27 protein-coding genes are annotated in these 25,201 nt (G+C 68.7%); 8 read left to right on the plus strand and 19 right to left on the minus strand.

All coding sequences use genetic code 11. The annotated features are described in order from the left end of the window. Nucleotides 1-61 precede the first annotated feature (61 nt). Nucleotides 62-1,090, plus strand: a complete 1,029-nt coding sequence (locus ICG51_RS07250) for an energy transducer TonB (RefSeq protein WP_190279746.1) — start codon at nucleotides 62-64, stop codon at nucleotides 1,088-1,090. A 73-nt stretch (nucleotides 1,091-1,163) separates the two neighbouring features. Here ICG51_RS07250 and ICG51_RS07255 read toward each other — a convergent pair whose 3' ends face one another. The 7 genes from ICG51_RS07255 to ICG51_RS07285 are packed head-to-tail and all read right to left on the minus strand — an operon-like array spanning nucleotide 1,164 to nucleotide 6,124. After that, nucleotides 1,164-2,357 (minus strand): ABC transporter permease, encoded by a 1,194-nt coding sequence (locus tag ICG51_RS07255; RefSeq protein WP_190279747.1) that lies wholly within the window; start codon nucleotides 2,355-2,357, stop codon nucleotides 1,164-1,166. Further along, nucleotides 2,354-3,109, minus strand: coding sequence for an ATP-binding cassette domain-containing protein (locus ICG51_RS07260; protein WP_190279748.1), 756 nt, complete (start codon nucleotides 3,107-3,109; stop codon nucleotides 2,354-2,356). The genes ICG51_RS07255 and ICG51_RS07260 overlap by 4 nt, the downstream gene beginning before the upstream one ends. A gap of 24 nt (nucleotides 3,110-3,133) precedes the next feature. Next, the gene (locus ICG51_RS07265) at nucleotides 3,134-4,696 is read right to left on the minus strand and encodes an alpha/beta fold hydrolase (protein WP_190279749.1); all 1,563 of its coding nucleotides are present in this window, start codon (nucleotides 4,694-4,696) and stop codon (nucleotides 3,134-3,136) included. Between the two features lie 45 nt (nucleotides 4,697-4,741). Further along, nucleotides 4,742-4,939, minus strand: coding sequence for a helix-turn-helix transcriptional regulator (locus tag ICG51_RS07270; protein WP_190279750.1), 198 nt, complete (start codon nucleotides 4,937-4,939; stop codon nucleotides 4,742-4,744). After that, nucleotides 4,936-5,361, minus strand: coding sequence for a hypothetical protein (locus ICG51_RS07275; protein WP_190279751.1), 426 nt, complete (start codon nucleotides 5,359-5,361; stop codon nucleotides 4,936-4,938). Before ICG51_RS07275 ends, ICG51_RS07270 begins: the two co-directional genes overlap by 4 nt. Then, nucleotides 5,358-5,954: a hypothetical protein gene (locus ICG51_RS07280; RefSeq protein WP_190279752.1), complete on the minus strand. Its 597-nt coding sequence runs from the start codon at nucleotides 5,952-5,954 to the stop codon at nucleotides 5,358-5,360. The genes ICG51_RS07275 and ICG51_RS07280 overlap by 4 nt, the downstream gene beginning before the upstream one ends. Beyond that, nucleotides 5,951-6,124, minus strand: coding sequence for a hypothetical protein (locus tag ICG51_RS07285; RefSeq protein ID WP_190279753.1), 174 nt, complete (start codon nucleotides 6,122-6,124; stop codon nucleotides 5,951-5,953). The genes ICG51_RS07280 and ICG51_RS07285 overlap by 4 nt, the downstream gene beginning before the upstream one ends. A 329-nt stretch (nucleotides 6,125-6,453) precedes the next feature. Here ICG51_RS07285 and ICG51_RS07290 point away from each other — a divergent pair, with 329 nt between their 5' ends. Continuing rightward, a complete protein-coding gene (locus ICG51_RS07290) occupies nucleotides 6,454-7,218 on the plus strand; it encodes a hypothetical protein (protein ID WP_190279754.1) in 765 nt (254 codons plus the stop codon). Between the two features lie 153 nt (nucleotides 7,219-7,371). Here the strand turns inward: ICG51_RS07290 and ICG51_RS07295 are convergent, their stop codons facing one another. Continuing rightward, nucleotides 7,372-8,523, minus strand: a complete 1,152-nt coding sequence (locus tag ICG51_RS07295) for a GGDEF domain-containing protein (RefSeq protein ID WP_223809389.1) — start codon at nucleotides 8,521-8,523, stop codon at nucleotides 7,372-7,374. A gap of 149 nt (nucleotides 8,524-8,672) precedes the next feature. Next, entirely contained in the window at nucleotides 8,673-9,443 is a 771-nt protein-coding gene (locus ICG51_RS07300) for a ferredoxin--NADP reductase (protein WP_255428751.1), read from the minus strand. Between the two features lie 83 nt (nucleotides 9,444-9,526). Here ICG51_RS07300 and ICG51_RS07305 point away from each other — a divergent pair, with 83 nt between their 5' ends. From ICG51_RS07305 to ICG51_RS07320, 4 genes are all read left to right on the plus strand, one after another. Next, nucleotides 9,527-10,483, plus strand: a complete 957-nt coding sequence (locus ICG51_RS07305; RefSeq protein WP_190279755.1) for an ABC transporter ATP-binding protein — start codon at nucleotides 9,527-9,529, stop codon at nucleotides 10,481-10,483. Further along, entirely contained in the window at nucleotides 10,480-11,250 is a 771-nt protein-coding gene (locus ICG51_RS07310) for an ABC transporter permease (RefSeq protein WP_190279756.1), read from the plus strand. Before ICG51_RS07305 ends, ICG51_RS07310 begins: the two co-directional genes overlap by 4 nt. Nucleotides 11,251-11,327: 77 nt before the next feature. Further along, complete coding sequence (locus tag ICG51_RS07315; protein WP_190279757.1) at nucleotides 11,328-12,020, plus strand: hypothetical protein; 693 nt, start codon at nucleotides 11,328-11,330, stop codon at nucleotides 12,018-12,020. A gap of 116 nt (nucleotides 12,021-12,136) precedes the next feature. Continuing rightward, nucleotides 12,137-12,625 (plus strand): hypothetical protein, encoded by a 489-nt coding sequence (locus ICG51_RS07320; protein WP_190279758.1) that lies wholly within the window; start codon nucleotides 12,137-12,139, stop codon nucleotides 12,623-12,625. 62 nt (nucleotides 12,626-12,687) lie between these two features. Here ICG51_RS07320 and ICG51_RS07325 read toward each other — a convergent pair whose 3' ends face one another. Next, nucleotides 12,688-13,494, minus strand: a complete 807-nt coding sequence (locus tag ICG51_RS07325) for a TatD family hydrolase (protein ID WP_190279759.1) — start codon at nucleotides 13,492-13,494, stop codon at nucleotides 12,688-12,690. 96 nt (nucleotides 13,495-13,590) lie between these two features. Between ICG51_RS07325 and hrpB the strand changes: the two genes are divergently transcribed. Together hrpB and ICG51_RS07335 are read left to right on the plus strand one after the other, a co-directional pair. Next, on the plus strand, nucleotides 13,591-16,077 hold the full coding sequence (gene hrpB, locus ICG51_RS07330; protein ID WP_190279760.1) for an ATP-dependent helicase HrpB: 2,487 nt from the start codon (nucleotides 13,591-13,593) through the stop codon (nucleotides 16,075-16,077). A gap of 61 nt (nucleotides 16,078-16,138) precedes the next feature. Continuing rightward, nucleotides 16,139-16,462: a hypothetical protein gene (locus ICG51_RS07335; protein WP_190279761.1), complete on the plus strand. Its 324-nt coding sequence runs from the start codon at nucleotides 16,139-16,141 to the stop codon at nucleotides 16,460-16,462. On the opposite strand, the gene ICG51_RS07340 is transcribed toward ICG51_RS07335, so the two are convergent. From ICG51_RS07340 to ICG51_RS07380, 9 genes are all read right to left on the minus strand, one after another. Beyond that, nucleotides 16,450-17,583 (minus strand): hybrid sensor histidine kinase/response regulator, encoded by a 1,134-nt coding sequence (locus ICG51_RS07340; protein WP_190279762.1) that lies wholly within the window; start codon nucleotides 17,581-17,583, stop codon nucleotides 16,450-16,452. The genes ICG51_RS07335 and ICG51_RS07340 overlap by 13 nt on opposite strands. Before the next feature lie 77 nt (nucleotides 17,584-17,660). After that, nucleotides 17,661-18,203 carry a pseudouridine synthase gene (locus tag ICG51_RS07345; protein WP_190282401.1) on the minus strand — a complete coding sequence of 181 codons (543 nt, stop codon included), beginning with the start codon at nucleotides 18,201-18,203 and terminating at the stop codon, nucleotides 17,661-17,663. Between the two features lie 129 nt (nucleotides 18,204-18,332). Continuing rightward, nucleotides 18,333-19,148, minus strand: a complete 816-nt coding sequence (locus ICG51_RS07350; RefSeq protein WP_190279763.1) for a class I SAM-dependent methyltransferase — start codon at nucleotides 19,146-19,148, stop codon at nucleotides 18,333-18,335. 102 nt (nucleotides 19,149-19,250) lie between these two features. Next, entirely contained in the window at nucleotides 19,251-21,464 is a 2,214-nt protein-coding gene (locus tag ICG51_RS07355) for an NADP-dependent isocitrate dehydrogenase (protein WP_190279764.1), read from the minus strand. Nucleotides 21,465-21,610: 146 nt separating this feature from the next. Beyond that, a complete protein-coding gene (locus ICG51_RS07360; protein ID WP_223809391.1) occupies nucleotides 21,611-22,105 on the minus strand; it encodes a hypothetical protein in 495 nt (164 codons plus the stop codon). A gap of 38 nt (nucleotides 22,106-22,143) precedes the next feature. After that, the gene (locus tag ICG51_RS07365; RefSeq protein ID WP_190279765.1) at nucleotides 22,144-22,446 is read right to left on the minus strand and encodes a LysM peptidoglycan-binding domain-containing protein; all 303 of its coding nucleotides are present in this window, start codon (nucleotides 22,444-22,446) and stop codon (nucleotides 22,144-22,146) included. Between the two features lie 83 nt (nucleotides 22,447-22,529). Then, entirely contained in the window at nucleotides 22,530-23,351 is an 822-nt protein-coding gene (gene queF / locus ICG51_RS07370; protein ID WP_190279766.1) for an NADPH-dependent 7-cyano-7-deazaguanine reductase QueF, read from the minus strand. Beyond that, nucleotides 23,348-24,451 (minus strand): cell division protein ZapE, encoded by a 1,104-nt coding sequence (zapE, locus tag ICG51_RS07375; RefSeq protein WP_190279767.1) that lies wholly within the window; start codon nucleotides 24,449-24,451, stop codon nucleotides 23,348-23,350. Before zapE ends, queF begins: the two co-directional genes overlap by 4 nt. Continuing rightward, a complete protein-coding gene (locus tag ICG51_RS07380; protein WP_190279768.1) occupies nucleotides 24,448-25,122 on the minus strand; it encodes an alpha/beta fold hydrolase in 675 nt (224 codons plus the stop codon). Before ICG51_RS07380 ends, zapE begins: the two co-directional genes overlap by 4 nt. Nucleotides 25,123-25,201 lie beyond the last annotated feature (79 nt).

Here is a 25,201-nt window from a genome sequence, read left to right on the forward strand (position 1 = left end):
CGGAGGGTCGGATACCGCGTGCTATCCTGAAAAACGCTGTGCATCAACAGGGGAAAACGTGATGACTGCAAGCAACAAGACCCGCAAGGGCTGGGTGCCGGTTGCATTGACCGTGGCCGTGGCGTGCGCGCTGACGGCATGCAAGAAGGACGAACAGGCGGCGACGGGCCCGCAAGCGGCGCAACAGGCCGCGCCCGCGCCCACGCCGGAAACGGTGGTGGCGGCGTCGGTGTCGGCGATGGGGGTCGACCAGCTGCGCGATGCGGCCAACACCGCGTACAACGACAACCGCTTGTATGCGCCGGCCGGCAACAACGCGATGGAGTACTACCTGGCGTTGCGCGACAAGCAGCCGGGTGATGCCGGTGCGTCCAGTGCCCTCAGCGATCTGCTGCCGATGGCCGTGATCGCCACCGAGCAGAGCATCGCCCGCGAGGACTTCGAAGAAGCCTCGCGACTGCTGGCGCTGATCGGCAAAGCGGATCCCAGCCATCCGGCGCTGGAGCGCCTGAAGACCAGCGTCACCAGTGGCGAGGCGAAGCTCAAGCAGCAGGCCGAAACCCAGAAGCTGACTGCCGAGGAAGAGGCCAAGCGCAAGGCTGACCAGCTCAAGCAACGCGAGGAAGACCAGCGCAAGCAGCAGGAGCAGCAGCGACAGCAGGTGGCACAGCAGGAGCAGAGCCAGCGCGAAGCGGCGCAGCGCGAGGCCGCGCAACGCGAGGCCGCACAGCGCGAAGCCGCCCAGCGTGAGGAGGCCCAGCGCGAGGCCGCGCAGCGCCAGCAGGCGGCGGCACCGCCGCCGGCCGCCGCGCGTCCCGCCGCGGCGTCGACCGAACTGCGGGCGATCAGCCAGCCCGGGCCGAAGTACCCGCCGGCGGCGCAGCGCGCAGGCGCTACCGGCTCGGTGCAAGTGGAATTCACCGTCGGCACGGACGGCAACATCGCCAGCGCCCGGGTGGTGTCTTCCGAGGGTACCCGCCAGTTCCAGCGCGAGTTCGAGCGCGAGGCGCTGAACGCGGTCAAGCGCTGGCGCTTCCAGCCCATTGGCCAGGCCACCACCAGCCGCCGCACGATTGCGTTCGAGCAGTAAGCGCGCGGCGAGCGGCAACAAAAAGCCCGGCGGAAGCCGGGCTTTTTGTTTGCACGGGAAGCGACCGGGTCGATCAGGCCGAGATCGCGAGCTTCTCCTGCCGGTAGCGCCACACCGCCAGCGCCCACAGCAGCGCCGCCAGCGCCAGCGAGCTGGCCAGATACAGGCCCCACTGCTCCATCGAGGCGACCTCGCCACGCGAGATCTTCTGGATCAGCTGGTTCTGCGACAGGAACGGCACCGCGTACTGCCACACCGCAGTGTCCTTCAGCGGGTAGGCCATCAGGCCATAGGCAGGCAGCATCGGCAGCATCATCAGCCACATCATGTGGCTCTGCGCTTCCTTCATGCTCTTGGCGCCGGCGGCAAGGGCGGTGATCAGCGCAGTGCCGATCAGCACCAGCGGGGCCAGCGTCAGCAGCAGCTTGCCCATCGCCAGGAAACTCACGTCCATCTGCTTGGCCATGCCGCTGGCCAGGGTGGCCGTGAGCTTGAAGGCGACCAGGATCAGCAGCATCGAGATCATCCCCAGCAGTGCCGCCGCCAGCATCTTGCCGCCCACCAGCGCCGCGCGCGAAGCCGGCGTGGCCAGCAGCGGTTCCAGCGACTGGCGTTCGCGTTCGCCGGCGGTGGTGTCCATCGCCAGGTGCGCGCCGCCGATGAAGGCGAAGATGGTCAGGATCATCGGCAGCAGGATCGACATGAACTGGCTGTTCTTGGCTTCCGGCGTGGCCATGTCGCGGGTGCCGACGTGCAACGGAGTGGCGACGCCGGGGTTGATGCCGCGGATCAGCAACCGCATCGCGCCGACGCCGTTGCCGTAGCTCTCCAGCACCTTGCTCACCCGCGCCACTTTGACGTCGCCGTTGCGGCGGGTGGTGTCGGTGATGATGTCGATCTTGGCGGGCTTGCCGGCGTGCCAGTCCTTGGCGAAGTCGGCATCGACGGCCAGCGCGAGGTCTTCCTGCTGGGCACGCACGCGCGCCTCGATGTCGGCTGGCGCCGGCTTCGCCTCGATGCCGTAGCTGGCCAGGAACTTCATCAGGTTCGGTGCCCGCTCGATGCCGACCACCGGCACCTGCAGGGTCTTCTCCAGCTGGGTTTCGGCGCGCATCTGGGTGAGCTTGCCGATGCCGAGGAAGATCAGCGGATACAGCAGCGGCGCCATCAGCAACGACAGCAGGAAGGTGCGGCGGTCGCGGAAGAAGTCCAGCCATTCCTTGCGCATCACCGTCAACATCGCGGTGGTGAACGACGTCTTGTTCATGCGTGCAGGCCCTCTTCGCTGCCGATCAGTTTCACGAATGCATCTTCCAGGTTGGCTTCGCCGGTGAGGGCGCGCAGCTCGTCCGGGGTGCCCTGGGCGGTAACCCTGCCGCTGGCGATGATCACGATGCGGTCACACAGCGCCGCCACCTCCTGCATGATGTGGCTGGAGAAGATCACGCAGCGGCCCTCGCCACGCAGCTCCTGCAGGAACCCGCGCAGTCCGCGCGTGGTCATCACGTCGAGGCCATTGGTGGGTTCATCGAGGATCACGTTCTTCGGATCGTGGATGAGCGCGCGGGCGATCGCGGTCTTGGTGCGCTGGCCCTGCGAGAAGCCCTCGGTGGCGCGGTCGAGGAAGTCCTCCATCTGCAGCGCCTGCGCGAGCCTGCCGGTGCGTGCGGCGATTTCCGCCGCCGACATGCCGTGCAGCTTGCCGAAGTAGTCGATGTTCTCGCGCGCGGTCAGGCGCTTGTACACGCCGCGCGCGTCGGGCAGCACGCCGAGGTTGCGACGCACGCGCTCGGCGTCGCTGGCCACGTCGATGCCGTCCACCAGCACGCGGCCGGATTCCGGCGACATCAGGGTGTACAGCATGCGCAGCGTGGTGGTCTTGCCGGCGCCGTTGGGGCCGAGCAGGCCGGTGATCTCGCCGTCGCGGGCGGTGAAGCCCACGTCATCCACGGCGATGACCGGCGTCTTGTCCTTGCCCCGTCCGGGGAAGGTCTTGCGGAGGTGTTCTGCAACGATCATTGCAAGCGTCCTGTTGGAGGGGGCTTACGGCTGCGCGCCGTTGAAGCTGATGAAGGGCGAGGGATAGGCCAGCGTGTCCAGGCATTTGCCATCCAGCGCCTTGGCATCTGCCTTCTCGATGAACTGAGTGAACAGCTTGGGCATGCAGCCGGCGCCGATCACGCTGTGGCCCTGGCCGCGCAGCACGAACAGGCGGCCGTTCGCCAGCGACTTCACGATCTCCTCGCCGTAGCGCGGCGGGGTCACCGGGTCGAACTCGCCCGCCAGCACCAGCGCAGGCACCTTGGTGGCCAGCGGCTGGTTGAAGTCGGCCGGGACGTCGCCCTTCGGCCAGACCTTGCACATTGCCGCCATGCCGGCAGGCAGCAGGTTGCCGAGCACGGTTTTGGCGTCTTCCTCGCGCACCACCATGCTGTCGGCGTCCTCGCTGCAGACCACCGACAGCTGCATGCCCATCGCCATCGCGTCCTTCAGGTCGCCGGTCATCATCCGCGCCAGCGCCATCAGGTTGCCGTAGCGGCCGGCGTTGGCTTCGTGGATCAGCTTGGGCAGCAACCCGCTGGCCAGCGGCATGTAGGCATACATGCGCACCAGGCCGGCCACGGTTTCCGCGCGCAGCGTGCCCTGCTTCATCTCGCCGGTGGTGGCGTCGCGGTACTCCACCTGCACCGGGTTGTCGCGCAGCCGGTTCAGCAGCACGTCCAGTTCGGCGCGCGGATCACCCAGCTTGTCCTTGCAGGCCGGATCCTTGCTGCATAGAGCGAACTGCAGCGCCAGTGCGTCGTCGAGGTTGCGGGCGAAAATGTTGCCCAGACCCAGCTTGTTGGGCACCGGCGAGTCCAGCACGATGCTGCGGGTGGCAGCGGGGTGGCGCATCGCGTACTGCTGGGCAACCCGCGTGCCGTAGCTCACGCCGACCAGGTTGAGCTGCTGGGCGCCGATCGCCTGGCGCACCGCATCGAGGTCGGCGACCGCATCGGTGGTGGTGTAGTGGCGCAGGTCGGCCTTCTTCGAGAGTGCCGTGGCGCAGGCGGTCGCCTCGGCCTGCATCGCCTCTGAAGAATTGTCGAAGCCGTCCTCGTCCTCCTTCGGCGGCTCGCACGACAGCAGGTTGGACTTGCCGGTGCCGCGCTGGTCGACGAGGATCACGTCGCGCTGCTTGCGCACTTCCTTGAACACCGGATCCATGCCGGGGAAGGTGTCCACCGCCGACTGGCCGGGACCGCCGGCGAGGAAGAACACCGGGTCGGGCATCCTTTCGCCCTTGCCGGTGGTCTGCAGCCAGGCGATGTTGAGCGCGATCTTGCGGCCTTCCGGCTTGGCGCGGTCTTCCGGCACCGCATAGGTGGCGCACATCGCCTCCAGGCTGTCCTTGGCCATCGGCGAGCTCAGGCTGCACGGGGTGAAGGCGATCTGGCCCAGCATCACCGGCTGCACCGGCTGCACCGGCGCGACCGGGCCGGCCGCGGAATCACTCGCCGTCGCCGGATCGCCCGCGCTGCCGGGCTTCGGGTTCAGTGCCTTGTAGCCGAAGATCGCGGCGGCAACCGCAACGGCAAGGATCAGTCTGGTCTTGCGGGAGTTCATCGGGACAACCCCTTTGGGTGCTTGCAGGTGGAAAAGCGGGAGGATTCAGGTTTCATCGGGCAGGAAGATGTCTTCGATGCGGCAGGCGAACAGGCGGGCGATGCGGAAGGCCAGCGGCAGCGACGGGTCGTACTTGCCGGTCTCCAGCGCGTTGACGGTCTGCCTGGAAACATCCAGCCGCAGCGCCAGCTCGCCCTGCGACAGGCCTTCGCGTTCCCGCAGTTCGCGCAGTCTGTTGTTCATGCGTACCTGCGGTGCAGGCCGCCGCGGACGAGTGCATAGCTGGCCAGCAACAGCAGTCCCATGGCGGCCGCGAGCCGTTTCTCCGGCCATGCCAGCAGGCCCGCATCAAGCAGGAACAGCACGGTCATCAGCCCCTGCAGGGTGATCCCCGCAGCCCAAGCCAGCGCCTTCAGCTCGATGCCGCGCTCCAGCTCGTCGCAGTCGCGCAGGAAGCGCAGGTAACAGGTGAACAGCCAGGCCATCGCCACGGCCGGTGCCAGGGCCGCAGCCAGCCGCAGTGCTGGCGCAGCCGCGGGTTGCCGGACCAGCCATTCGTGCGCGAAAGCCAGCGCCAGGAACAGCAGGGAGGGCAGCACCGAGGCGCGGTAATAATCCCGCAGCGCCGGGCTCAGGCCGTGCCAGTAGCGCGCCAGCACGCTCACAGGTAGCGCCTCGTCAGCACGATCTTGATGATGCCGTAGCTGGCGCACAGCAGCGGGAACACCCAGATCATCGCGGCGGCGGCATCGACGTCGATGACCTTGGCCTTCTGCAGCAGGCCGGCGGCGAAATACAGCAACGACACCAGCAGGCTGGCGGCGCCGATCGATTCGGTTTCGATGCGCCGCTGCAGCTCGTCGATCTCGCGCAGGTAGCGCAGAGCGGCGCGCATCAGCAGGGCGATGGCCAGCGCGGGCAATACCGCCACCACCGCTCGCAGCGGCACCGACTCGATCCCGCGCTTGACCAGCCAGATCGATACGAACAGGGTCAGCGAATAGCCGACCATGATCGGCCAAAGCGCGCGCAGGTAACGGCGGCCGGCGGGCAGCGCGTACATCTCGTCGCAATGCTGGCGCCACCAGCGCGGCAGCACCAGGAACAGCGCCGCGCCCACCAGGTAACCGGCGCCGATGCCCACCCACATGCCCACCATCTCGTCCGGCCAGCGCAGCAGCCACTGCCCGGCAGCAGCCAGCAGCAGCGCTGCCAGCCCGATGCCGACGAAGATCCACATCCAGCGACGCATGCTCATTCGTCGCTCCCCCCGCGCGAGCGCGCCAGAAAGACGACGCCCAGGCCGATCATCGCCAGCCCGACGCCAAGGAACGCGGATTGCCCGCTGGCGGCGATGGCCAGGAAGGCCGCGCCGATGCCCAGATAGCTGATGCCGGCGCCCTTCAGGCGGTTGCGTGGCGTGACCATTGCAGGAATCCCATGTAAAGCAAGCTTGACAGGGACGATAACGGCGTCTCGGAACGCTTGTCAAGCGTGCTTGACAGGATGTGATCCGCCGGAGGGGTGCGAAGGGGCGTGGCCAGGCGCCTGCGACTACGTAGAAGGGAGTGCTTGGGACAGGCTGGCGACGTGGGTGGAGAAGCCGCAGTAATGACTGTGTCGGACGCAGGACGCAGGACAACCATCAAGGGTGGAAATACCGGGCGGCGACGTCAGTCGGATCTCGGGCATTTCAGGCAGACCTTGGCGCCCCGCTGGTACCCTGCGCACCACATCTGTGAGGGAACACGAAGGTGATGAAAACCAGTCATCCCCTGCTGTTGCTGGCTGCAATGCTGTCTGGTGCGAGCTGTGGCGCGAAGTCCGGAACAAGGCTGGACATAGCGTTGTCCCCCGCGTCAGGCGTACCGGCATCCCAAGCATTCCCGCGCCCTGAAAACGCCCCGGTGAGGGCGCTTCGGCCCGACGAGGCACCGGATGAAATGGCGGTCGCCAAGCTGCTCGGGAAAGACACCACCTGCGCATCCCTACAGCTCCGCAATCTGCCAGACGCATTGCTGGTAGACCGTGTTTTCGCAGGGTTGGAAGCGGCAGGAAGAGTGCTGACCCTGGAGGATGGAAGAACCGTTACCTGGGGCTTCAAGCACAGGGAAGCGAATCTCCAAACGGTTCTCATCACTGCCGAGGACGGAGGACTGGAGCTTGTCGCTGTCGTGGACGACGTCCTTTCCCTAACGGCAGGTGCATCGGACGCCTACCCGTCGGTGGAGGAATACGAAAGGAAAATCAGCCAACTACGCCTGGAGCCGCGGGTGGTCGGAATTGCCCGCGACCAAGCCAGCCTGATCGCGGCATATCCGCTACTGAAGCGTTGGATGCAGGCCAATCTGCTTGGCTTCAATAGCTCCTGTGAGAAGCACGCCGCTGCCTGCGCGTTGATGCCGGACATCCATCTGCCCATCGATGTCTATCTCGCGGCGAAGGGCGGCTCCGTACCGGTCAAGGTGGTGACACCGGATCTTCCGGCAGCATCGATCCCGCTCGAAGCGTTCACCCGATAAGCCGCCAACTGATCGGTGCAGCAGCCAACACCGGCACGACCTGAAAGGGGTTTCTGTCCCGCCCTGATTGTTCGATGTCGATACGGCCCAAGCATCAGAGGCGTATGGACAAGACCGGTGGCAGCGCGGCGCCCTCGACAACCCCCCGCCGGGTCAGGCGCAGTCCACGCGGTTGCGGCCGCCGGCCTTGGCCCGGTACAGCGCCGCGTCCGCGCGGCCCAGCAGCTGGTCGAGGCTTGAATCCGCCGTTGCCTCGGCCACGCCGATGCTGACGGTCAGGATGATCTCCCCTTTCGCGTGCGCCAGCGGCCGGGAAGCCAGCGTGGCCCGCAGCCGCTCGGCCAGCGCGGCCGCGGGTGCCTGCGCCACGCCCGGCAGGCACAGCACGAACTCCTCGCCGCCGTAGCGGCCGAAGAGCACGTCGTAGTTGCGCAGCGCATCGCGCAGCGTCTGGAAGGCATGGCGCAGCGCGTCGTCGCCGGCCTGGTGGCCGAGGGTGTCGTTGACGCGCTTGAAGTGATCCAGGTCCATCAACAGCGCCGAGAAGGGGCGCTGCTGGCGTTGGCACAGCGCCAGCTGTTGCTGGCCGTCGTCAAGCAGCGCGGCGCGGTTGAGGGCGCCGGTGAGCTCATCGGTGCGCGCCAGCCGGCGCAGCTCCACCAGCTGACGCTGCACCAGCAGGATGATCAGCGCAAAGCTCTGCGCCAGGATGACGAACAGGCCGCCGATGTAACCGATGTAGATCGGCAGGCCCGCGCGCATCACCTCGTTGCCGGCATCGGGCGCGGTTGGCAGCAGGCCGCGCGCCAGGAACAGCGCGGCGTCGACCAGGAACACGGTCGCCGCCAACCGGCAGCTGACGCGCAACCCGGGCGGCGCATGCCGAAGCAGCAACCAGGCTTCCCAGCCCTTGTAGGTGGTGAGCACCACACCGTAAAGCAGCAGCCGGGTGCCCAGATCAGGCGTCACCATGCTGAACCAGGCGATCCCCAGCATGTAGGCGGCACCCAGCGCGATTGCCGTGCGCCAGGGCGGGCAGCGCCCGACATGCAGCGACACGCCCGCCACCATCAGCACGGAGCTGAGCATGCCGAGTCCGTTGCGGACCAGAATCGAGACAATCTCCGGAATCGGCAGAGGCAGGCCGAACATGGCGGTGTTCAGCGCCGCGGCCCACAGACTGGCCGCCCACAGGCGGGGCACCAGCTGGTCGCGCAGCATGACGGTGACCAGCGAGAACCCGATCGCGATGCTGAAGTACAGCAACAGGCCGATGACGGCGATGGTGGGCAGATGGAGGGTCATCGGGGACGCGGATGGGAGGGCGCGGTACGGCTATCGTGCCTCATGGGCTGGCGTCCGGTGTGAGCAGCACGCCGCCGCCAGCGCTGGCTGGCGCAACTGGTGCGGTCACTGTCCCGCCGGCAGGCCGAATGGCGGCGATCCTGCCCGGGCTACTTGTTGCTGACGTACTTCTCGCGCCGGATCATCGGCACCGGCAGGCCGATTTCCTTCAGCGCCTCGAAGTTGGCATCCACCATGTCCGGGTTGCCGCACAGGTAGGCGATGTCGGTGGCCGGGTCCGGCGAGAGTTCGGGCAGCACGTTCTGCACATAGCCGTGGCGCACGTCGGCATGCGCATGGGTGGAGCCTTCCGCCGGCAGTTCGCGCGACAGGCAGGGCATGTAGCGGAAGCCCGGATGGGCCTCGGCGAAGGCGCGGAACTCGTCGCCGTACAGCAGTTCCTCCGGCGTGCGCGCACCCTGCAGCAGCACCACCTCGACGCCGCGCTGGTCCATCTGCTGCGCCAGCTGCGGCAGCATCGCCCGGTACGGGGTGATGCCGGTGCCGGTGCCGATCAGCAGGTAGCGGCGGTTGGCGTCGTTGGGATACAGGCAGAAGCGCCCGAACGGGCCGCTGGCATTGAGCGTGGCGCCGATGTCCAGCGCTTCGAACAGCGCGGTGGCGGCGCCGCCGGGCACGTAGCTGACCGCGATGTCCACCCGCCCGTCGGCCGGTGCGTCCAGCGCCCGGCCCACCGCGATGGAATAGCTGCGGCGCGCCGCGCTGCCGTCGGCGTACTCGAAATGGATCTGGATGAACTGGCCGGGGATGCAGGGCAGCGGGTGGCCGTCGTCGCGTTCGAACGACAGGTGCGCCACGGTGGGCGCGATCATGCGGCGGGCGACGAGCTTGAGCGGGAAATGGGCGATGGCCACGGCGATGCAACAGTGCGTGGCGGGAGTGGAGCCACGGGGCTGCCTATACTACCGGCTTCCCGCGCGGCGCTCCGCGCACGAGGCCATCCATGAGTCCTGATCCCGCGCTTGATCCGGCTGCGCCCGCACTGTGTGTGCGCGACCTGCGCAAGACCTACGACAACGGCGTGCAGGCGCTGAAAGGCGTCAGCCTGGACGTCGCCCCCGGCGATTTCCACGCCCTGCTGGGGCCCAACGGCGCCGGCAAGAGCACCCTGATCGGCATCGTCAGCTCGTTGGTCAACAAGACCGCCGGGTCGGTGCAGGTGTTCGGGGTGGACATCGACGCCGACCGCAGCGCCGCGATGCGCCTGATCGGGCTGGTGCCGCAGGAATTCAACTTCAACATGTTCGAGAAGCCGCTGGACATCTGCGTGAACTACGCGGGGTTCTACGGCGTGCCGCGCGCGCAGGCGCTGGAACGGGCCGAGCAGGTGCTGAAGGACGCCCAGCTGTGGGACAAGGCGGACAAGATGAGCCGCACCCTGTCCGGTGGCATGAAGCGCCGGCTGATGATCGCCCGCGCGATGATGACCGCGCCCAGGCTGCTGATCCTCGACGAGCCCACCGCCGGCGTGGACATCGAGATCCGCCGCGGCATGTGGAAGACGCTGAAGGAGATCAACGCGGCCGGCACCACCATCATCCTGACCACGCATTACCTGGAGGAAGCGGAGAGCCTGTGCCGCAACCTCGCCATCATCGACCACGGCACCATCGTCGAAAGCGGGCCGATGAAGTCGCTGCTGGCCAAACTCGATGTGGAAGGCTTCCTGTTCGACGTCGAGGACGCCCTGCCGGCGGCGCTGCCGGCGATCGAAGGCGCGATCCTGGTGGCCACCGATCCGCACACGCTGGAGCTGGACATGCCGCGGGCGATGGACCTCAACCGGGTGTTCGCCGCCTTCGACGCCGCCGGCATCCGGGTGCGCTCGATGCGCACCAAGAGCAACCGGCTGGAAGAACTGTTCGTGCGGATGACCGCGCGCGAAGGAGCGGCGGCATGAGCAACCAGAACCTGGTCGCCCTGGGCACCATCACCCGGCGCGAGGTGATGCGCATCCTGCGGATCTGGACGCAGACGCTGATCCCGCCGGCGATCACCATGACCCTGTACTTCCTGATCTTCGGCGGGCTGATCGGTTCGCGCGTGGGCAAGATGGGCGGGCTGGACTACATGGAGTTCATCGTGCCCGGCCTGGTGATGATGAGCGTGATCCAGAACAGCTACGGCAACATCAGCAGCTCGTTCTTCGGCGCCAAGTTCGGCCGCCACGTCGAGGAGCTGCTGGTCAGCCCGATGCCGCACTGGGTGATCCTGGCCGGCTACGTGGCCGGCGCGGTGCTGCGCGGGCTGATGGTCGGCGCGATCGTGCTGTGCATCGCCATGCTGTTCACCCGCGTGCACGTGCCGCATCCGCTGGTCACGATCAGCTCGGTGCTGCTGGGCGCCACGATCTTCTCGCTGGCCGGCTTCGTCAACGCGGTGTACGCGAAGAAGTTCGACGACATCGCCATCGTGCCGACCTTCATCCTGACCCCGCTGACCTACCTCGGCGGCGTGTTCTATTCAATCAGCCTGCTGCCCGGCTGGGCGCAGGCGGCCACCCACGTCAACCCGATCTTCTACATGGTCAACGCCTTCCGCTACGGCCTGCTGGGCAGCTCCGACGTGCCGCTGTGGATCGCCTACGCGCTGATGCTGGGCTTCGTGGCGGTGCTGTCGGCGCTGGGTCTATGGCTGCTGAAGCGGGGCGTGGGACTGCGCAGCTGAGCGGAAACGTGGATCGGGTCACGCTTTCCTCATTACACTCTGCGGCTCTTTCCACACACTGGAGCCATTCGATGTCGATGAAGACTGCCGTCCTGGCGTTGGCCGTGGGCCTGTCCCTGGTGGCCTGCAAGAAGCAGGACGATGCCGCCGCCGCAACCGCAGGTGCCGGAGCCGCCGCCACCGAGGCTGCCACCGCACCCGCGCAACCCGCTGCCGCCGAAGCCACGCCCGTCGCCGAGGCGGCCACCCCGGCCGTTTCCATCTTCGACATCAACACGGTCCCGGTCAGCGACAAACCGCTGCCCGCGTGGCCTTACGTTTCGCTGCCGGCCGGCTACCAGTTCTATTACACCGAAGACCTGCCCTCGCGGACCAAGGACCTGGCGCGCGTGCCGCTGTGGACCGGCGGCCAGCTGCTGTGGCTGGAAGGCAAGGTGTTCAGCGACGCGATCGACAATGTCGACGGCAAGACCTACTCCAAGTTCGAGGTCCGCAAGAACGTCCAGCAGGCGATCGAAGGGCTGGGTGGCGTGCGCCTGGCCGAGCGCAGCCTGGATGAAGCCACCTTCAAGGCGAACGAAAGCGCGCTGGATGATTTCCGCGGCGAGTTCGACCGTATCCGCGATGCCTACTGGTACGGCAACGACGCCGATACCTATCTGATCCGTCGCGCCGACAAGGCCATCTGGATCGTGTTCCATTCCAGCAACAGCCGCGGCGGCCTGATGGTGGCCGAAGGCCCGCTGCCGGAAGCCCCGGCAAAACAGTAAGCGCGTGCTGCGTGACGAAGATGCCCGGCTTTGGCCGGGCATCTTCGTTATTGCGGGGGCGATACACATCACGGCTGCCGCTAGAATCACCGCTTTCGCAAACCATGGAGCGGCAGATGCGTATGAACAAGAGCGGATTGGCAATCGGCGTGGCGTTGCTACTGCTGGCGGGCTGCAAGCAGCCTGCGGCGGACGCGGCCGCGACGGATGGGGCCGCGGCAGCGGTGGATGCGGCTGTCGGCGATGCGGCCGATGCCCCGGCGAGCGCCACGCCGCCCACGATCAGCAAGAACGATGCGATCAGCCTGGGCGTCGCGATGACCGCGGCAGTGGAGCTGTGCGGCCTCAGCAATGCGATCGAGTCGCAGGCCGCGCTGGCCAAGATGGCGGCCGAATCGGGCGCACCCTCCGCTGGCGAGATCGAGGCGATCTACCTGGCCGCCAAGGCGCAGGGCAAGGCCGCCCAGGCGCAGAACCCGGGCAAGTTCGAGCAGGAGTGCGCGGGCCTGCGCAAGATGGCCGACCCGGCCGAGGTCAAGAAGATGGAGCAGGCGGCCAAGGACCTGGAAGTCTGGGCCAAAAAGATGGAAGCCGAGGCGAAATAAGCGCCTGCCATGCGCGAACCCCGACGACGCCCGGCACCCGCCGGGCGTTTTCGTTGCGGCCGTTACGCCGGCAGCCGGAAGAACGCGGTCGCGGCCGCGCTGCTGCTGGCGGCGGTGGCGGCCACGTCCTCGCCACGGTCGCGCGCCAGCTCTTGGACGATGTGCGGCAGGAACGCCGGCTCGTTGCGGCGGTCCTTCGGCATCGGCCTGAGCGTGCGCGGCAGCAGGTAGGGTGCGTCGGTTTCCACCATCAGCCGGTGGGCGGGGATGCTCTTGACCAGTTCGCGCAGGTGCGCGCCGCGGCGCTCGTCGCAGAGCCAGCCGGTGATGCCGATGTACCAGTCGTTGTCGAGGTAGTCGAACAGTTCCTCGCGGGTGCCGGTGAAGCAGTGCACCACCGCCGGGCCGATCCGGCCGTCGAAGTTCTTCATCATCGCCATGAAGTCGGCGTGGGCGTCGCGCTGGTGCAGGAACAGCGGCTTGCCGACGCCGTCGACGGCAAGATCCACCGCGATCTGCAGCTGCTTCTCGAAGGCGCTGCGCTGCGCCGGCCGCGGCGAGAAGTCGCGGAAGTAGTCCAGCCCGCATTCGCCCACCGCCACCACTTCCGGATGCGCGTGCAGGGCGCGCATCTCGGCATCGCACTCGGCGGTGTATTCGGTCGCGTGGTGCGGATGCACGCCGGCGGTGGCGAACCACTCGCCGGGGCGGGTCAGCGCCAGTTCCAGCGCCTTCGGCGAATGCTCGCGCGAGGCGCCGGTGAGGATGGCCTGGCGCACGCCGGCATCGCGGGCGCGCTGCCACACCGCGTCGCGGTCGCGGTCGAAGCTGTCGTGGGTGAGGTTGAGGCCGATGTCGATGAGATTCATCTGCCCATTGTAGGAGCGCACTGCAAGGGCGCGATGCTCGTTGCGTGATCTGGCGAACGCGTTCGCGCCCGTTCCGTGCGCTCCTACAATGGCCGCATGCAATTCCCCATCACCGCGCTGCTGCCCGACATCCTCGCGTCACTGGACGCGCAGCCGCGGCTGGTGCTGGAAGCGCCGCCGGGTGCGGGCAAGACCACGCAGGTGCCGCTGGCGCTGCTGGCCGCGCCGTGGCTTGCGGGCCGCAGGATCGTGATGCTGGAGCCGCGCCGGGTCGCTGCGCGCGCGGCCGCCGGCTTCATGGCCCAGCAGCTGGGGGAAGCGGTCGGCGAGACCGTGGGTTATCGCATCCGCTTCGAAAACAGGGTCGGGCCGAACACCCGCATCGAGGTCGTCACCGAGGGCATCCTCACCCGCATGCTGCAGGACGACCCGCTGCTGGAGGGCGTGGGCGCCATCCTGTTCGACGAGTTCCACGAGCGCCACCTGGCCGGCGACCTCGGGCTGGCGCTGGCGCTGGACGTGCAGGCAGGGTTGCGCGAGGACCTGCGGATCGTGGTGATGTCGGCGACGCTGGACGGCGAGCGGCTGGCGTCGTTCCTCGATGCGCCGCGGCTGTCGAGTGCGGGGCGCAGCTTTCCGGTCGAGATCGCGCATTTCCCGGCGCGCCGCGACGAGGCGCTGGAACAGCAGGCGCGGCGCGCCATCGAACACGCGCTGGCCGCGCATCGGGGCGACGTGCTGGTGTTCCTGCCGGGGCGGCGCGAGATCGCCAGGATGGAGGCGCTGCTGGCCAATGCCGGCGTTGCCGCCGACGTGTTGCCGCTGCACGGCGACCTGCCCGTCGAACAGCAATCACGCGTGCTGCAACCCGCGCCCGATGGCCGTCGACGCGTGGTGCTGGCCACCAATGTCGCGGAATCGTCGGTCACGCTGCCCGGCGTGCGGGTGGTGATCGACAGCGGGTTGGCGCGCGAGCCGCGTTTCGATCCAAACAGCGGCTTCTCGCGGCTGGACAGCGTGACGATCTCGCAGGCCAGCGCCGACCAGCGCGCCGGCCGCGCCGGCCGCGTGGCGGACGGCTTCGCCTATCGGCTGTGGCCGCAGTCGCAGCGGCTGGAGCCGCAGCGCAAGCCGGAGATCGCGCAGGTGGAGCTGGCCGCGCTGGCGCTGGAGCTGGCGGCCTGGGGCAGCAGCGAACTGCGCTTCGTCGATCCGCCGCCCTCGGGCGCGCTGGCCGCAGGCAGGGACCTGTTGCAGCGGCTGGATGCATTGCGCGACGGCAAGCTCACCGCGCGCGGCAGGCGCATGCTGGCGCTGGGCACGCATCCGCGACTTGCCGCGATGCTGCTGGCAACCGATGCCCCCGCACGAATCGCTCTGGCCTGCGATCTGGCGGCGCTGGTGGAGGCGCGCGATCCGCTGCGCAGCCGCTCCGATGCACTGGCTGAGCGCTGGCAGGCATTGGCCGCGTTCCGCAATGGGCGCGTGCCTGCCGACGCCAACCGTTCCGCGCTGGCCGCCATCGACGCCGCAGCGAAACAGTGGCGTCGTCGCCTGCGCTGCGATGCATCGCCGCCGGCCGCGGTGCCGGCGCATGCGCTGGGCGACCTGCTCGCGCATGCCTTTCCCGATCGCATCGCGAAGCAGCATCCGCAGGACCCGCGCCGCTACCAGCTGGCGAACGGGCGGATGGCGCGGTTGTTCGATGATTCCGCGCTGTATGGCGAGCCGTGGCTGGTGGCCAGCGAACTGCGCTTCGAGGCCAAGGACGCGCTGCTGCTGCGCGCCGCGCCGGTGGACGAGGCGCTGCTGCGCGCGGAGTTCGCGACGCATTTTTCCGACGCCGACGAAGTGCGTTGGGATGCGGAGAAGCGCGCGCTGCGCAGCGAACGGGTCGAGCGCTTCGACGGCATCGTGCTGGCGGTGAAATCCGCCGGCCGGGTCGATCCGGCGCAGGCCGCGCGTGCGCTGACGGCGGCCGTTCGCGAGCTGGGCCTGACGGTGTTGCCATGGAGCGATGGCCTGTCGCAATGGCGCATCCGCGTGGCCTGCCTGCGCAGCTGGATGCCGGAACTGGGCCTGCCGGACCTATCCGACGCCGCGCTGCTGGGTACGCTGGAGCGCTGGCTGCAGCCCGGGTTCGCCGGCAAGACCCGGCTGGATGCGCTGGACAGCGCCGAGCTGGCCGAAGCGCTGAAGTCCGGCATCGACTGGAACCTGCGCCAGCGCATCGACCAGCTGGCGCCGACCCGGATCGCGGTGCCGTCGGGGCTGGAGCGCGGCATCGAATACCGGCTGGACGACCACGGCGAGCCGGCGCCGCCGGTGCTGGCGGTGAAGCTGCAGGAGCTGTTCGGGCTGGCGCAGACCCCGCGCATCGCCGACGGCCGGGTGTCCCTGCTGCTGCACCTGCTCTCGCCCGGCGGCAAGCCATTGCAGGTGACCGCCGACCTGCATAACTTCTGGGCAAGCACCTATGCCGAGGTCAGGAAGGAAATGAAGGGCCGCTACCCACGCCATCCGTGGCCTGACGACCCGTGGAACGCGGTGGCCACCCACCGGGCGAAACCACGCGGCACGTAACGCACCCCTCACGCGGAAGCGCCATACTGCCGGCGTGACGATAGAAGCCGAGGAGCAGCACATGGGCAAGTTGGAACGCACCCAGGATCGGACCCTGGAACTGTTGGCCGACGTGGGCGAAGGCCTGCGCAGGAAGCTGCCGGACAAGGCCGTGCAGTGGGTCGAAACCGGCGCGGCGCTGGGTGCGCTGCGGGTCGGCACCAAGGTGGCGGGCAAGTTCGTGCGCCGCAACCCGGTGCTGGTCGGGGCCGCGGTGGTCGGCGCCGGCCTGCTGTGGCTGGCGGCCCGGCAGCGCTCCAAGCGCAAGGAAGTGATCGAAGGGGATGCCAAACAGGTGCGGGCGTTGCGCCGCGGCGAATACGAGCGCGACGACTACGGCGTCTGAGGCCGGGCGCAGCGTTCATTGCAGTCGGCGCGCGGCAGCTCGAGCAGGAAGCGCGCGCCGCCGCCCTCGCGGTCCTCGTACCAGAGCCGGCCGCCGGCGTTGGCGACGGTCTGCCGGGCCAGCGCCAGCCCCAGTCCACTGGAAGCCGGTGCCGCCGGATCGTCGCCGTTAACGCGCTGGAACGGTTTGAATAGGCGCTGCCGGAAGTCCTCAGGGATGCCGGGGCCGCGGTCTTCCACCACCAACCGCCACGCGCCATCCGCACCCGGCACGGCGTACAGGCGCAATTCGCCACCGTCGCGGGCGTATTTCAGCGCGTTGCTTACCAGGTTTTCGCAGATCTGGCGCAGTACGTCCGCGCCCACGGCCACGCAGGCGTCGGCGGGCGCCTCCACGTCCAGCTGCATGCCGTTCGCCTCCAGCTGCGCCTCATAGCGCGCGGCCAGCCACCGCAGAGTGTCGTCCAGATATGCGCAGGCATCGGCGGGCGGTGCCTCGCCGTCGGCTGGCCGTGACTGGCCTTCCAGGTAGCTGCGGATGTGGCCCAGCGCCTCGCGCGCGCTGTCCTCGATGATCCGCAGGTAGCGCGGCACGCGCTCCGGCGCGGCGTCCGGCAGCGCCAGCATCTCGCAGGCGAACAGCACGCTGGCCAGCGGATTCTTGAGATCGTGCGCCACCAGATCGACCAGTTGCTGGCGTTCCCGGGCCACCTGTGCCAGCCGATCGCGGGTCAGCTTCAGGCGCAGGTGCACCTGCGTTCGCGCCAGCAGCTCCTCGGGCGGGCAGCTGCCGTCGATGTAGTCCATCGCGCCGGCGGCGAAGGCGCGCAGCAGGCGCTGCTGGTCGGGCGTGGACGTCACCACGATGGCCGGAATCTGCCGCAGCTGCGGCTGCGCGTGCAGGGCCGCCAGCAGGTCGGCCCCGCCCGTCCCCGGAATCGGCAGGTTCAGCAGGATCAGGTCCGGCGCCTCGCTGGCTGCGAGTTCCAGTGCCTGCGCGCCACTGGTGGCTACCAGCAGGGTGTGGCCGTGCCGGCGCAGCTGGGTGATCAGCGGAATCTCCGCGTCCGCCGGGGCGGTGATCAGGAGGATTCGACCGGTGTGTGCGATCAGGTTCGGCATCGTGAGGTTACCGGGCCGGGCAACGCGGCCAAAGGTAGCAAACGCGAAATGACGCGCATCAGCACCCGGGAAGGGACTCAGGGGCCTCCGGCATGCCGCCATTGGCCGGGTTGCAGGCCATCGAGCCGGTGCGGCCCCACCGCCACCCGCACCAGCCGCAGCGTGGGTAGCCCGACCGCGGCGGTCATCCGCCGCACCTGGCGGTTGCGGCCTTCATGGATCACCAGCTCCAGCCAGGCATCAGGTACGGTCTTGCGGAACCGCACCGGCGGATCGCGCGGCCACAGCGCCGGCGCGTCCAGCCGCCGTGCCTGCGCCGGACGGGTGGGGCCGTCGCTGAGCGTCACGCCCTCGCGCAGCTGCTGCAGCTGCGCATCGTCGGGCGTGCCTTCCACCTGTACCCAGTAGGTCTTCGGCTGCTTGTGGGCGGGATCGGTCAGACGGTGGGCCAGGCGACCGTCGTCGGTGAGCAGCAGCAGGCCTTCTGAATCGAAATCCAGCCGCCCCGCCGGATACACCCCCGCCGGCAGGCCGAATCCTGCCAGCGTCGGGCGCAGCGGCTGGCTGCGGTCGGTGAATTGGCAGAGCACGCCATAGGGCTTGTTGAAGGCGATCAGCATCGACGCGTGGACGATCAACCTGTCCCGGGATGCGCAGGCGTCCGCCGCCGGGACGCGCAGCACCCGGCGCGTACTTGCGAATGCCATCGCCTCACGCCGGTGGGCTGTTGCATGGCGCGGGCCAACGGATCAGGGCTTGCGGAAGCGCAGGGTCATGCGGTCGCTTTCGCCGATGGCGGCGTACTTCGCCTTGTCTGCCTCGTCGTGGCGGTTGGTGGGCGGCAGCGTCCACACGCCGTTGGGATGGTCGGCGCTGTCGGCCGGATTGGCGTTCACCTCGCTGCGCGCCTCCAGCACGAAGCCCGCGCGGGTGGCCAGATCGACCACCAGCGCCTCGGTCAGGTAGCCGGACTTCTTCATCGTGTCGAGGTCGGTGCCCGGCCTGGCGCGATGGTCCACCACGCCCAGCGTGCCACCCGGCTTGAGCGCGGCGAAGAAGGCCTGGAAGTAGGCGTCGGCGCTGCCTGCGGCCACCCAGTTGTGCACGTTGCGGAAGGTCAGTACCGCATCGGCGCTGGCCGGCGCGCCCAGCGACGGCGCCTTGCTGTCGTACTCGACCAGGGTGGCGCGGCCGTAGCGCGCCGGATCCGCCGCGAACACCGCGCGCAGCGCGTTGCTGCGGCCCGGCGCGGGCGTCGCGCTGGCGGCGACGTAGCGGCCCGCATCGCGCAGGTACGGTGCCAGGATCGCGCTGTACCAGCCGCTGCCCGGGCTGATCTCGATGACGGTGTCGGTGGGCGTGAGGCCGAAGAACGCCAGCGTTTCGGCCGGGTGGCGGTAGCGGTCGCGGGCGCGCTGGGCGGCGTCGCGGCCGGGATCGGCCACTGCGGCCAGCAGCGCGGCGTCCGTCGCCGGCATGACCGCCCGCTCCTCGCTCGAAGACGTGGGCGTGCCGGCGCAGGCGGCCAGCAGCAGGGCAAGCGCGGGGATCGACAGGCGGGTCATGCGGCGGCTCCGGGTACGACGGGCCTGCAGGGTAAACCGGCTTGCCGCAAACGCGAAGCCCGGCGCGCGGCCGGGCTTCGCGTGTATGCCGCCTGGCGGGCGTTACAGCATCGCCAGTGCCGCGTTCAGCGTGGCCGACGGCCGCATCGCCGCCGACAGCTTGCCCATGTCCGGCTGGTAGTAGCCGCCGATGTCCACCGGCTTGCCCTGTACGGCGATGAGTTCCTCGACGATCTTCGCTTCGTTGTCCGCCAGCGCCTGGGCGACCGCCGCGAACTTCGCCGCCAGCTCCGCGTCCGCACTCTGCTCGGCCAGCGCCTGCGCCCAGTACAGCGCCACGTAGAAATGGCTGCCGCGGTTGTCAATCGTGCCCAGCTTCCGGCCCGGCGAGCGGTCGTTGTCGAGGAACTTCGCGTTGGCGGCGTCCAGCGCGTCCGCCAGCACCTGCGCACGCGCATTGCCGGTGGTGTTGGCCAGGTGCTCGAACGAGGCGGCCAGCGCCAGGAACTCGCCCAGCGAATCCCAGCGCAGGTAGTCCTCCTCCACGAACTGCTGCACGTGCTTGGGCGCGCTGCCGCCGGCGCCGGTCTCGAACAGGCCGCCGCCGTTCATCAGCGGCACGATCGACAGCATCTTCGCGCTGGTGCCCAGCTCCATGATCGGGAACAGGTCGGTCAGGTAGTCGCGGAGCACGTTGCCGGTGGCGCTGATGGTGTCCAGGCCTTCGCGGATGCGCTTGAGCGAGTACTTCATCGCCTCCACCGGCGAGAGGATGCGGATGTCCAGGCCGGCGGTGTCGTGGTCGTTGAGATAGGCGGCGACCTTGGCGATCAGGCCGCGGTCGTGGTCGCGCTGCGGGTCCAGCCAGAACACCACCGGGGTGTTCGACAGGCGCGCGCGGCTGACCGCCAGCTTCACCCAGTCGCGGATCGGCGCGTCCTTGGTCTGGCACATGCGCCAGATGTCGCCGGCCTTGACCGGGTGCTGCAGCAGCACGGTGCCGTGCTCGTCGATCACCCGCACCACGCCATCGCCGGCGATCTTGAAGGTCTTGTCGTGGCTGCCGTATTCCTCGGCCGCCTGCGCCATCAGCCCGACGTTGGGCACGCTGCCCATGGTCGCCGGGTCGAACGCGCCGTGTTCCCTGCAGTCGTCGATCACCACCTGGTAGATGCCGGCGTAGTTGCGGTCCGGGATCACCGCCTTGGTGTCCTGCAGCTCGCCCTTGGCGTTCCACATGCGGCCGCTGTCGCGGATCATCGCCGGCATCGAGGCGTCCACGATCACGTCGGACGGCACGTGCAGGTTGGTGATGCCCTTGTCGGAATTGACCATCGCCAGGCCCGGGCGCTGCGCGTACAGCGCCTTGATCTCGGCTTCGATCGCACTGCGCTCGGATTCGGCCAGCTGGCCCAGCTTGGCGTACAGGTCGCCGATGCCGTTGTTGGGGTCAAAACCGATTTCGGCCAGCGTGCGCGGATGCTTTTCCAGTACCGGCGCGTAGAAGCGCGACACCGCGATGCCGAACATGATCGGGTCGCTGACCTTCATCATGGTCGCCTTCAGGTGCAGCGAGAACAGCACGTCCTTGGCCTTGGCATCGGCGATCTGCGCATCGATGAAATCGGCCAGCGCGCCGGCGCTCATCACCGCCGCGTCGATCATCTCGCCGGCCTGCAGCATGACCGGGCCGCGCAGCGGGAAGCTGCTGCCGGTCACGCTGGTGTATTCGATCCGCACCGGGCCGGCGTTGACCATGGTGTAGCTCTGCTCGCTGCCGTAGAAATCGCCGGCCGCCATGTGCGCCACGTGCGACTTCGAGGAGGCCTCCCACTTGCCCATCCGGTGCGGATGCTTCTTGGCATAGGCCTTCACCGCCTTCGGCGCGCGGCGGTCGGAATTGCCCTCGCGCAGCACCGGGTTCACCGCGCTGCCCTTGACCCGGTCGTAGCGCGCCTTGACATCCTTCTCGCTTTCGCCCTGCGGCGAGTCCGGGTAGTCCGGCAGCGGGTAGCCGCGGTCCTGCAACTCCTTGATCGCGGCCTTCAGCTGCGGGATCGAGGCGCTGATGTTGGGCAGCTTGATGATGTTGGCTTCCGGCGTCTTGGCCAGCTCGCCCAGCTCGCGCAGGTCGTCCGCCACCGCGCGCTCGCCCAGCAGCTCCGGGAACTGCGCCAGGATCCGCGCCGCCAGCGAGATGTCGCGCGTCTCCACGTCCACGCCCGCGGTCTTCGCATACGCCTGCACGATCGGCAGGAACGACGCGGTGGCGAGGAACGGCGCTTCGTCGGTCAGGGTGTAGAGGATCTTGGACATGGCGGCTCGGGTTCGCGGAGGAAGCCGTCATTGTCGCGCCTTGCCGCCCCGGCGGGCAAAACCCGCGCGCATGCCGGCATGCCCGGCCACGGAAAAGGGCGCGGCCGAAGCCGCGCCCTCCAGGCATCGAAGCGGATTGCGCGCGCTCAGCGCACCTCGAACTCGCGGGTCTGCACCACGTTGCCGTCCAGCGAGATCTCCACCTTGTACTTGCCGGTCGGCCAGCCGCTGGGCTTGCTGATCTGGAAGTCGGTGACGCCGTCGCCGGTGAAGGTGACGTCCTTGCTCTCTTCGTTGACGGTCTGGTTGCTGTCCACGTGGGTCCACTTCGCGCCCAGCTTGGCCGGCACCGAGGCCATCGGGTCGGACGTGGCGGTGGCGACCGCGGCGTGGATGGTGTCCTTCGGGCTGAAGGTGGTCATCGGCGCGGTGACGCGCATGTCGGCGCCCACCGCGTTGCCGAGGTCGACGCTGGTGACCGAAGCAGTGGCCGGCATCGGTGCGGGCGGTTCCGCCATCGGTGCGGGTTCGCTGGCCACCGGCGGCGGCGCCGGTTCTTCCTTCTTCTTGCAGCCGACCAGTGCCACGCTGCCCAGCAGGACGGCGAGCACGCTCATGTGCAGGCGATTGCGCTTGTTCATATCGGATTTCCTCGTCGTTCGTCGAAAGGGGGCTGTACTCAGTCTTCCCGCGCGGGGATCTTCAGCACCTGGCCGGGCTGGATGCGGTCCGGGTCCGAGAGCTGGTCGCGGTTGGCGTCGAAGATGCGCTTCCAGTCCTGCTTGCCGTAGAAGTGCTTGGCGATCTTCGAGAGGTTGTCGCCCCTCTCCACGGTGTAGGTCTGCTCACCGGCGGCGGCGCCGGCGATGGTTTCGGTCGACGTTACCTTCGACTGGACATCGGAGAAGTCGGGCTTGACCTGCTCCGTACTCTGCACGGCGCTTTGCACGTCGGAGAAGTCGGGTTTCTTGTCGTTGCTCATGGGAACTCCTTGCCCGGTATTCGGACAAGGGCAACGCTTGCACGCGACCTGTTAAGAAAACATCGCGGCGCGTTCAGGCAGCCCTATTGCCGTTCGGTGCGGGCGGCCGCGGGCGCGGCGATGCCGGGCGTGGCGCGCCAGGGATTGATGTCGAGGCCGCCGCGGCGGGTGTAGCGGGCCTCCACCGACAGCTGCTGCGGCGCACAGCGCGCCAGCAGGTCGACGAAGATCTGCTCCACGCACTGTTCGTGGAAGCCGGCGTGGTCACGGAAGCTGACCAGGTAGCGCAACAGGCCGGCGCGGTCGAGGCGCGGGCCGCGGTAGGCGATGGTGACGTCGGCCCAGTCGGGCTGGCCGGTGACCGGGCAGTTGGACTTCAGCAGCGCGCTGTGCAGTCTTTCTTCGACGATCTCCCCGGCATCGGCCTGCAGCAGCGAGGCGTCCGGGGGGCCGTAGCTGTCGATGGCGATGTCGAGGCCATCGATGTCGTCGGCATCCGCCGCCGTCGCTTGTGCGGGCAGGCCGAACGCCATCGTCACCGGCGCGCCGGCAGCCTGCGACAGGTCCACCTCGATGCGCGCGCGTACCGCTTCGGCATCGTCGAAGCGGCTGGCGTTGAAGGAGTTCAGGTAGAGCTTGAGCGATTTGGATTCCACCAGGTTGGGCGAATCCGCCGGCACCTGCAGGGTGGCGGTGGCCACCTGCGGCTTGCCGCGCGGGTCCAGCCACGAGAGTTCGAATGCCTGCCAGCGATCGATGCCGATGAACGGCAGCGCATCCGCGGCGATGCCCAGCTGCGCGCGCGCCGGCGCGCGCGGGATCGGGTACAGCAGGCCGGGTTCGTACTGCGCGGGGTAGGCGGTCTCGCGGCCGAGCGGCGAATTGGCGGTGGTGTTGGCGTTCATTCGCAGCGGTGCTCGTGGGCAAGGTAGTCGGCGGACTGCATTTCGATCAGCCGCGAAGCGGTGCGTTCGAACGCGGCGGCCAGGCGTTCGCCCGAATACAGCGCCATCGGCGGGGCGGCGGCGGTGCATACCAGGTTGACGTGGCGGTCGTACAGCTCATCCACAAGGTGCACGAAGCGACGCGCGGCGTCGTCGCGCAGCCCATCGAAATGCGGAATGCCGCCCACCAGCACGGTATGGAATTCGCGTGCGATCTCGATGTAATCGGCGTTGCCGCGCGGGCCCTCGCACAGCGCGGCGAAGTCGAACCAGCACAGCCCCTTGCTGCGCGCGCGCACCGGGATGCGGCGGCCATCGATGACGATGCCGGCATCGCGGTGGCCATCGTCGCCGCCCAGCTCGTGCCAGCGCCGCTGCAGCCAGGCATCGCCGTCGGCGTCCAGCGGGGCGCGGTACACCGGCGACTGGGTCAGCGCGCGCAGCCGGTAGTCGGTGTCGCTGACCAGCTCCACTACTTCGCAGTGGCCCTGCAGCAGGGCGATCGCGGGCAGGAAGCGCGCGCGCTGCAGGCCGTCCTTGTACAGCGCGGCGGGCGCGGCGTTGGAGGTGGTCACCAGCACCACGCCTTCGGCGAACAGGCGCTCCAGCAGCCGTGCCAGCAGCATCGCGTCGCCGATGTCGGAGACGAAGAATTCATCGAGCACCAGCACGCGCAGGTTGCGGCGCCATTCGCGCGCGATCGCCGCCAGCGGATCGCGTTCGCCGGCATGCGCGCGCAGGCGCTCGTGCACCTCGCGCATGAAGCGGTGGAAATGGGTGCGGCGCTTCTCGCGGATCGGCAGGCTGGCGTAGAACAGGTCGATCAGGAAGGTCTTGCCGCGGCCGACCCCGCCCCACAGGTACAGCCCGTGTACCGGCGGCGCCTCCGCCGGGCCGCCAAGCAGCCGCTGCAGCAGGCCGCGCGCGGGTGCCGGCTGCAGCAGTTCGGCATGGACGCGGTCGAGCGCGCGCAGCGCCGCCTGCTGGGCCGGATCGGCAAGCCAGTCGCCGCGCGCCACGCCCTCGGCATAGCGCTGCGAAGGAAGCGACGCCTCGCTCATGCCGCGGGAGGCTGCGGCAGCCAGCCGCGGATGCCGTTTTTCACCGCGCCGCGCAGGTCCATCAGCTTTCGATGGAAGAAGTGGCTGGTGTCGGGCATCTCCACCAGCTCGGGCGGCGAAGGCAGCGAGGTCACCCAGTCACTCACGGCGGTGGCATCGACGATCTCGTCGGCATCGCCCTGGATCACCAGCCACGGCATGGTCGGCAGGGCGATGTCCGTAAACTCCCAGCTGCGGCCCACCGGCGGGGCGATGCTGATCAGCGCGGCCGCGCCAAGCTCCACCGCGCCGCGAAGCGACACCCAGGCACCGAAGCTGAAGCCGGCCAGCCACAGCGCCTTGTCCGGATGGCGCGCGCGCGCCCACGCGGCGACCGCGCGCAGGTCGTCCAGTTCGCCATCGCCGTTGTCGAACTTGCCTTCGGAGCCACCCACGCCGCGGAAATTGAAACGGAGGGTGGCGATGCCGGATTCGCGCAGTGCGCGCGCAGCCATCGTCACCACCTTGTTGTGCATGGTGCCGCCCTCGGTGGGCAGCGGATGGCAGACGATGGCCAGCACCGGCTGCGGCGTGGCCTCGGCCGCGTCGTACGCTGCCTCGATCCGGCCCGCGGGGCCGTCGATGACCAGCGCCGCATCGGCGCCGGCGGGCTTGGCTGTCGTCTCGTTCATGCCTGCCATGATGCCGCAGCCAGCGTGAAACCGCCGGCCGGCCCGCCACAAACGCGAACGCCGCCCGCAGGCGGCGTCC

Origin of the sequence: Thermomonas sp. XSG (assembly GCF_014678725.1) — a bacterium.
GTDB lineage: Bacteria > Pseudomonadota > Gammaproteobacteria > Xanthomonadales > Xanthomonadaceae > Thermomonas.

Excerpts from the sequence above, each read along its gene's own strand:
- ICG51_RS07340 (WP_190279762.1), bottom strand. The coding sequence starts at position 17,583 with ATGCCGAACCTGATCGCACACACCGGTCGAATCCTCCTGATCACCGCC.
- ICG51_RS07365 (WP_190279765.1), bottom strand. The coding sequence starts at position 22,446 with ATGAGCAACGACAAGAAACCCGACTTCTCCGACGTGCAAAGCGCCGTG.
- ICG51_RS07295 (WP_223809389.1), bottom strand. The coding sequence starts at position 8,523 with ATGACCCTCCATCTGCCCACCATCGCCGTCATCGGCCTGTTGCTGTAC.
- ICG51_RS07350 (WP_190279763.1), bottom strand. The coding sequence starts at position 19,148 with ATGACCCGCCTGTCGATCCCCGCGCTTGCCCTGCTGCTGGCCGCCTGC.
- ICG51_RS07315 (WP_190279757.1), top strand. The coding sequence starts at position 11,328 with ATGAAGACTGCCGTCCTGGCGTTGGCCGTGGGCCTGTCCCTGGTGGCC.
- ICG51_RS07305 (WP_190279755.1), top strand. The coding sequence starts at position 9,527 with ATGAGTCCTGATCCCGCGCTTGATCCGGCTGCGCCCGCACTGTGTGTG.
- ICG51_RS07250 (WP_190279746.1), top strand. The coding sequence starts at position 62 with ATGACTGCAAGCAACAAGACCCGCAAGGGCTGGGTGCCGGTTGCATTG.
- ICG51_RS07345 (WP_190282401.1), bottom strand. The coding sequence starts at position 18,203 with ATGCTGATCGCCTTCAACAAGCCCTATGGCGTGCTCTGCCAATTCACC.
- ICG51_RS07270 (WP_190279750.1), bottom strand. The coding sequence starts at position 4,939 with ATGAACAACAGACTGCGCGAACTGCGGGAACGCGAAGGCCTGTCGCAG.
- ICG51_RS07255 (WP_190279747.1), bottom strand. The coding sequence starts at position 2,357 with ATGAACAAGACGTCGTTCACCACCGCGATGTTGACGGTGATGCGCAAG.
- ICG51_RS07320 (WP_190279758.1), top strand. The coding sequence starts at position 12,137 with ATGCGTATGAACAAGAGCGGATTGGCAATCGGCGTGGCGTTGCTACTG.
- ICG51_RS07325 (WP_190279759.1), bottom strand. The coding sequence starts at position 13,494 with ATGAATCTCATCGACATCGGCCTCAACCTCACCCACGACAGCTTCGAC.
- ICG51_RS07280 (WP_190279752.1), bottom strand. The coding sequence starts at position 5,954 with ATGAGCATGCGTCGCTGGATGTGGATCTTCGTCGGCATCGGGCTGGCA.
- ICG51_RS07380 (WP_190279768.1), bottom strand. The coding sequence starts at position 25,122 with ATGAACGAGACGACAGCCAAGCCCGCCGGCGCCGATGCGGCGCTGGTC.
- ICG51_RS07335 (WP_190279761.1), top strand. The coding sequence starts at position 16,139 with ATGGGCAAGTTGGAACGCACCCAGGATCGGACCCTGGAACTGTTGGCC.
- ICG51_RS07285 (WP_190279753.1), bottom strand. The coding sequence starts at position 6,124 with ATGGTCACGCCACGCAACCGCCTGAAGGGCGCCGGCATCAGCTATCTG.
- queF (WP_190279766.1), bottom strand. The coding sequence starts at position 23,351 with ATGAACGCCAACACCACCGCCAATTCGCCGCTCGGCCGCGAGACCGCC.
- ICG51_RS07260 (WP_190279748.1), bottom strand. The coding sequence starts at position 3,109 with ATGATCGTTGCAGAACACCTCCGCAAGACCTTCCCCGGACGGGGCAAG.
- ICG51_RS07360 (WP_223809391.1), bottom strand. The coding sequence starts at position 22,105 with ATGAACAAGCGCAATCGCCTGCACATGAGCGTGCTCGCCGTCCTGCTG.
- ICG51_RS07290 (WP_190279754.1), top strand. The coding sequence starts at position 6,454 with ATGAAAACCAGTCATCCCCTGCTGTTGCTGGCTGCAATGCTGTCTGGT.
- hrpB (WP_190279760.1), top strand. The coding sequence starts at position 13,591 with ATGCAATTCCCCATCACCGCGCTGCTGCCCGACATCCTCGCGTCACTG.
- ICG51_RS07355 (WP_190279764.1), bottom strand. The coding sequence starts at position 21,464 with ATGTCCAAGATCCTCTACACCCTGACCGACGAAGCGCCGTTCCTCGCC.
- ICG51_RS07310 (WP_190279756.1), top strand. The coding sequence starts at position 10,480 with ATGAGCAACCAGAACCTGGTCGCCCTGGGCACCATCACCCGGCGCGAG.
- zapE (WP_190279767.1), bottom strand. The coding sequence starts at position 24,451 with ATGAGCGAGGCGTCGCTTCCTTCGCAGCGCTATGCCGAGGGCGTGGCG.
- ICG51_RS07265 (WP_190279749.1), bottom strand. The coding sequence starts at position 4,696 with ATGAACTCCCGCAAGACCAGACTGATCCTTGCCGTTGCGGTTGCCGCC.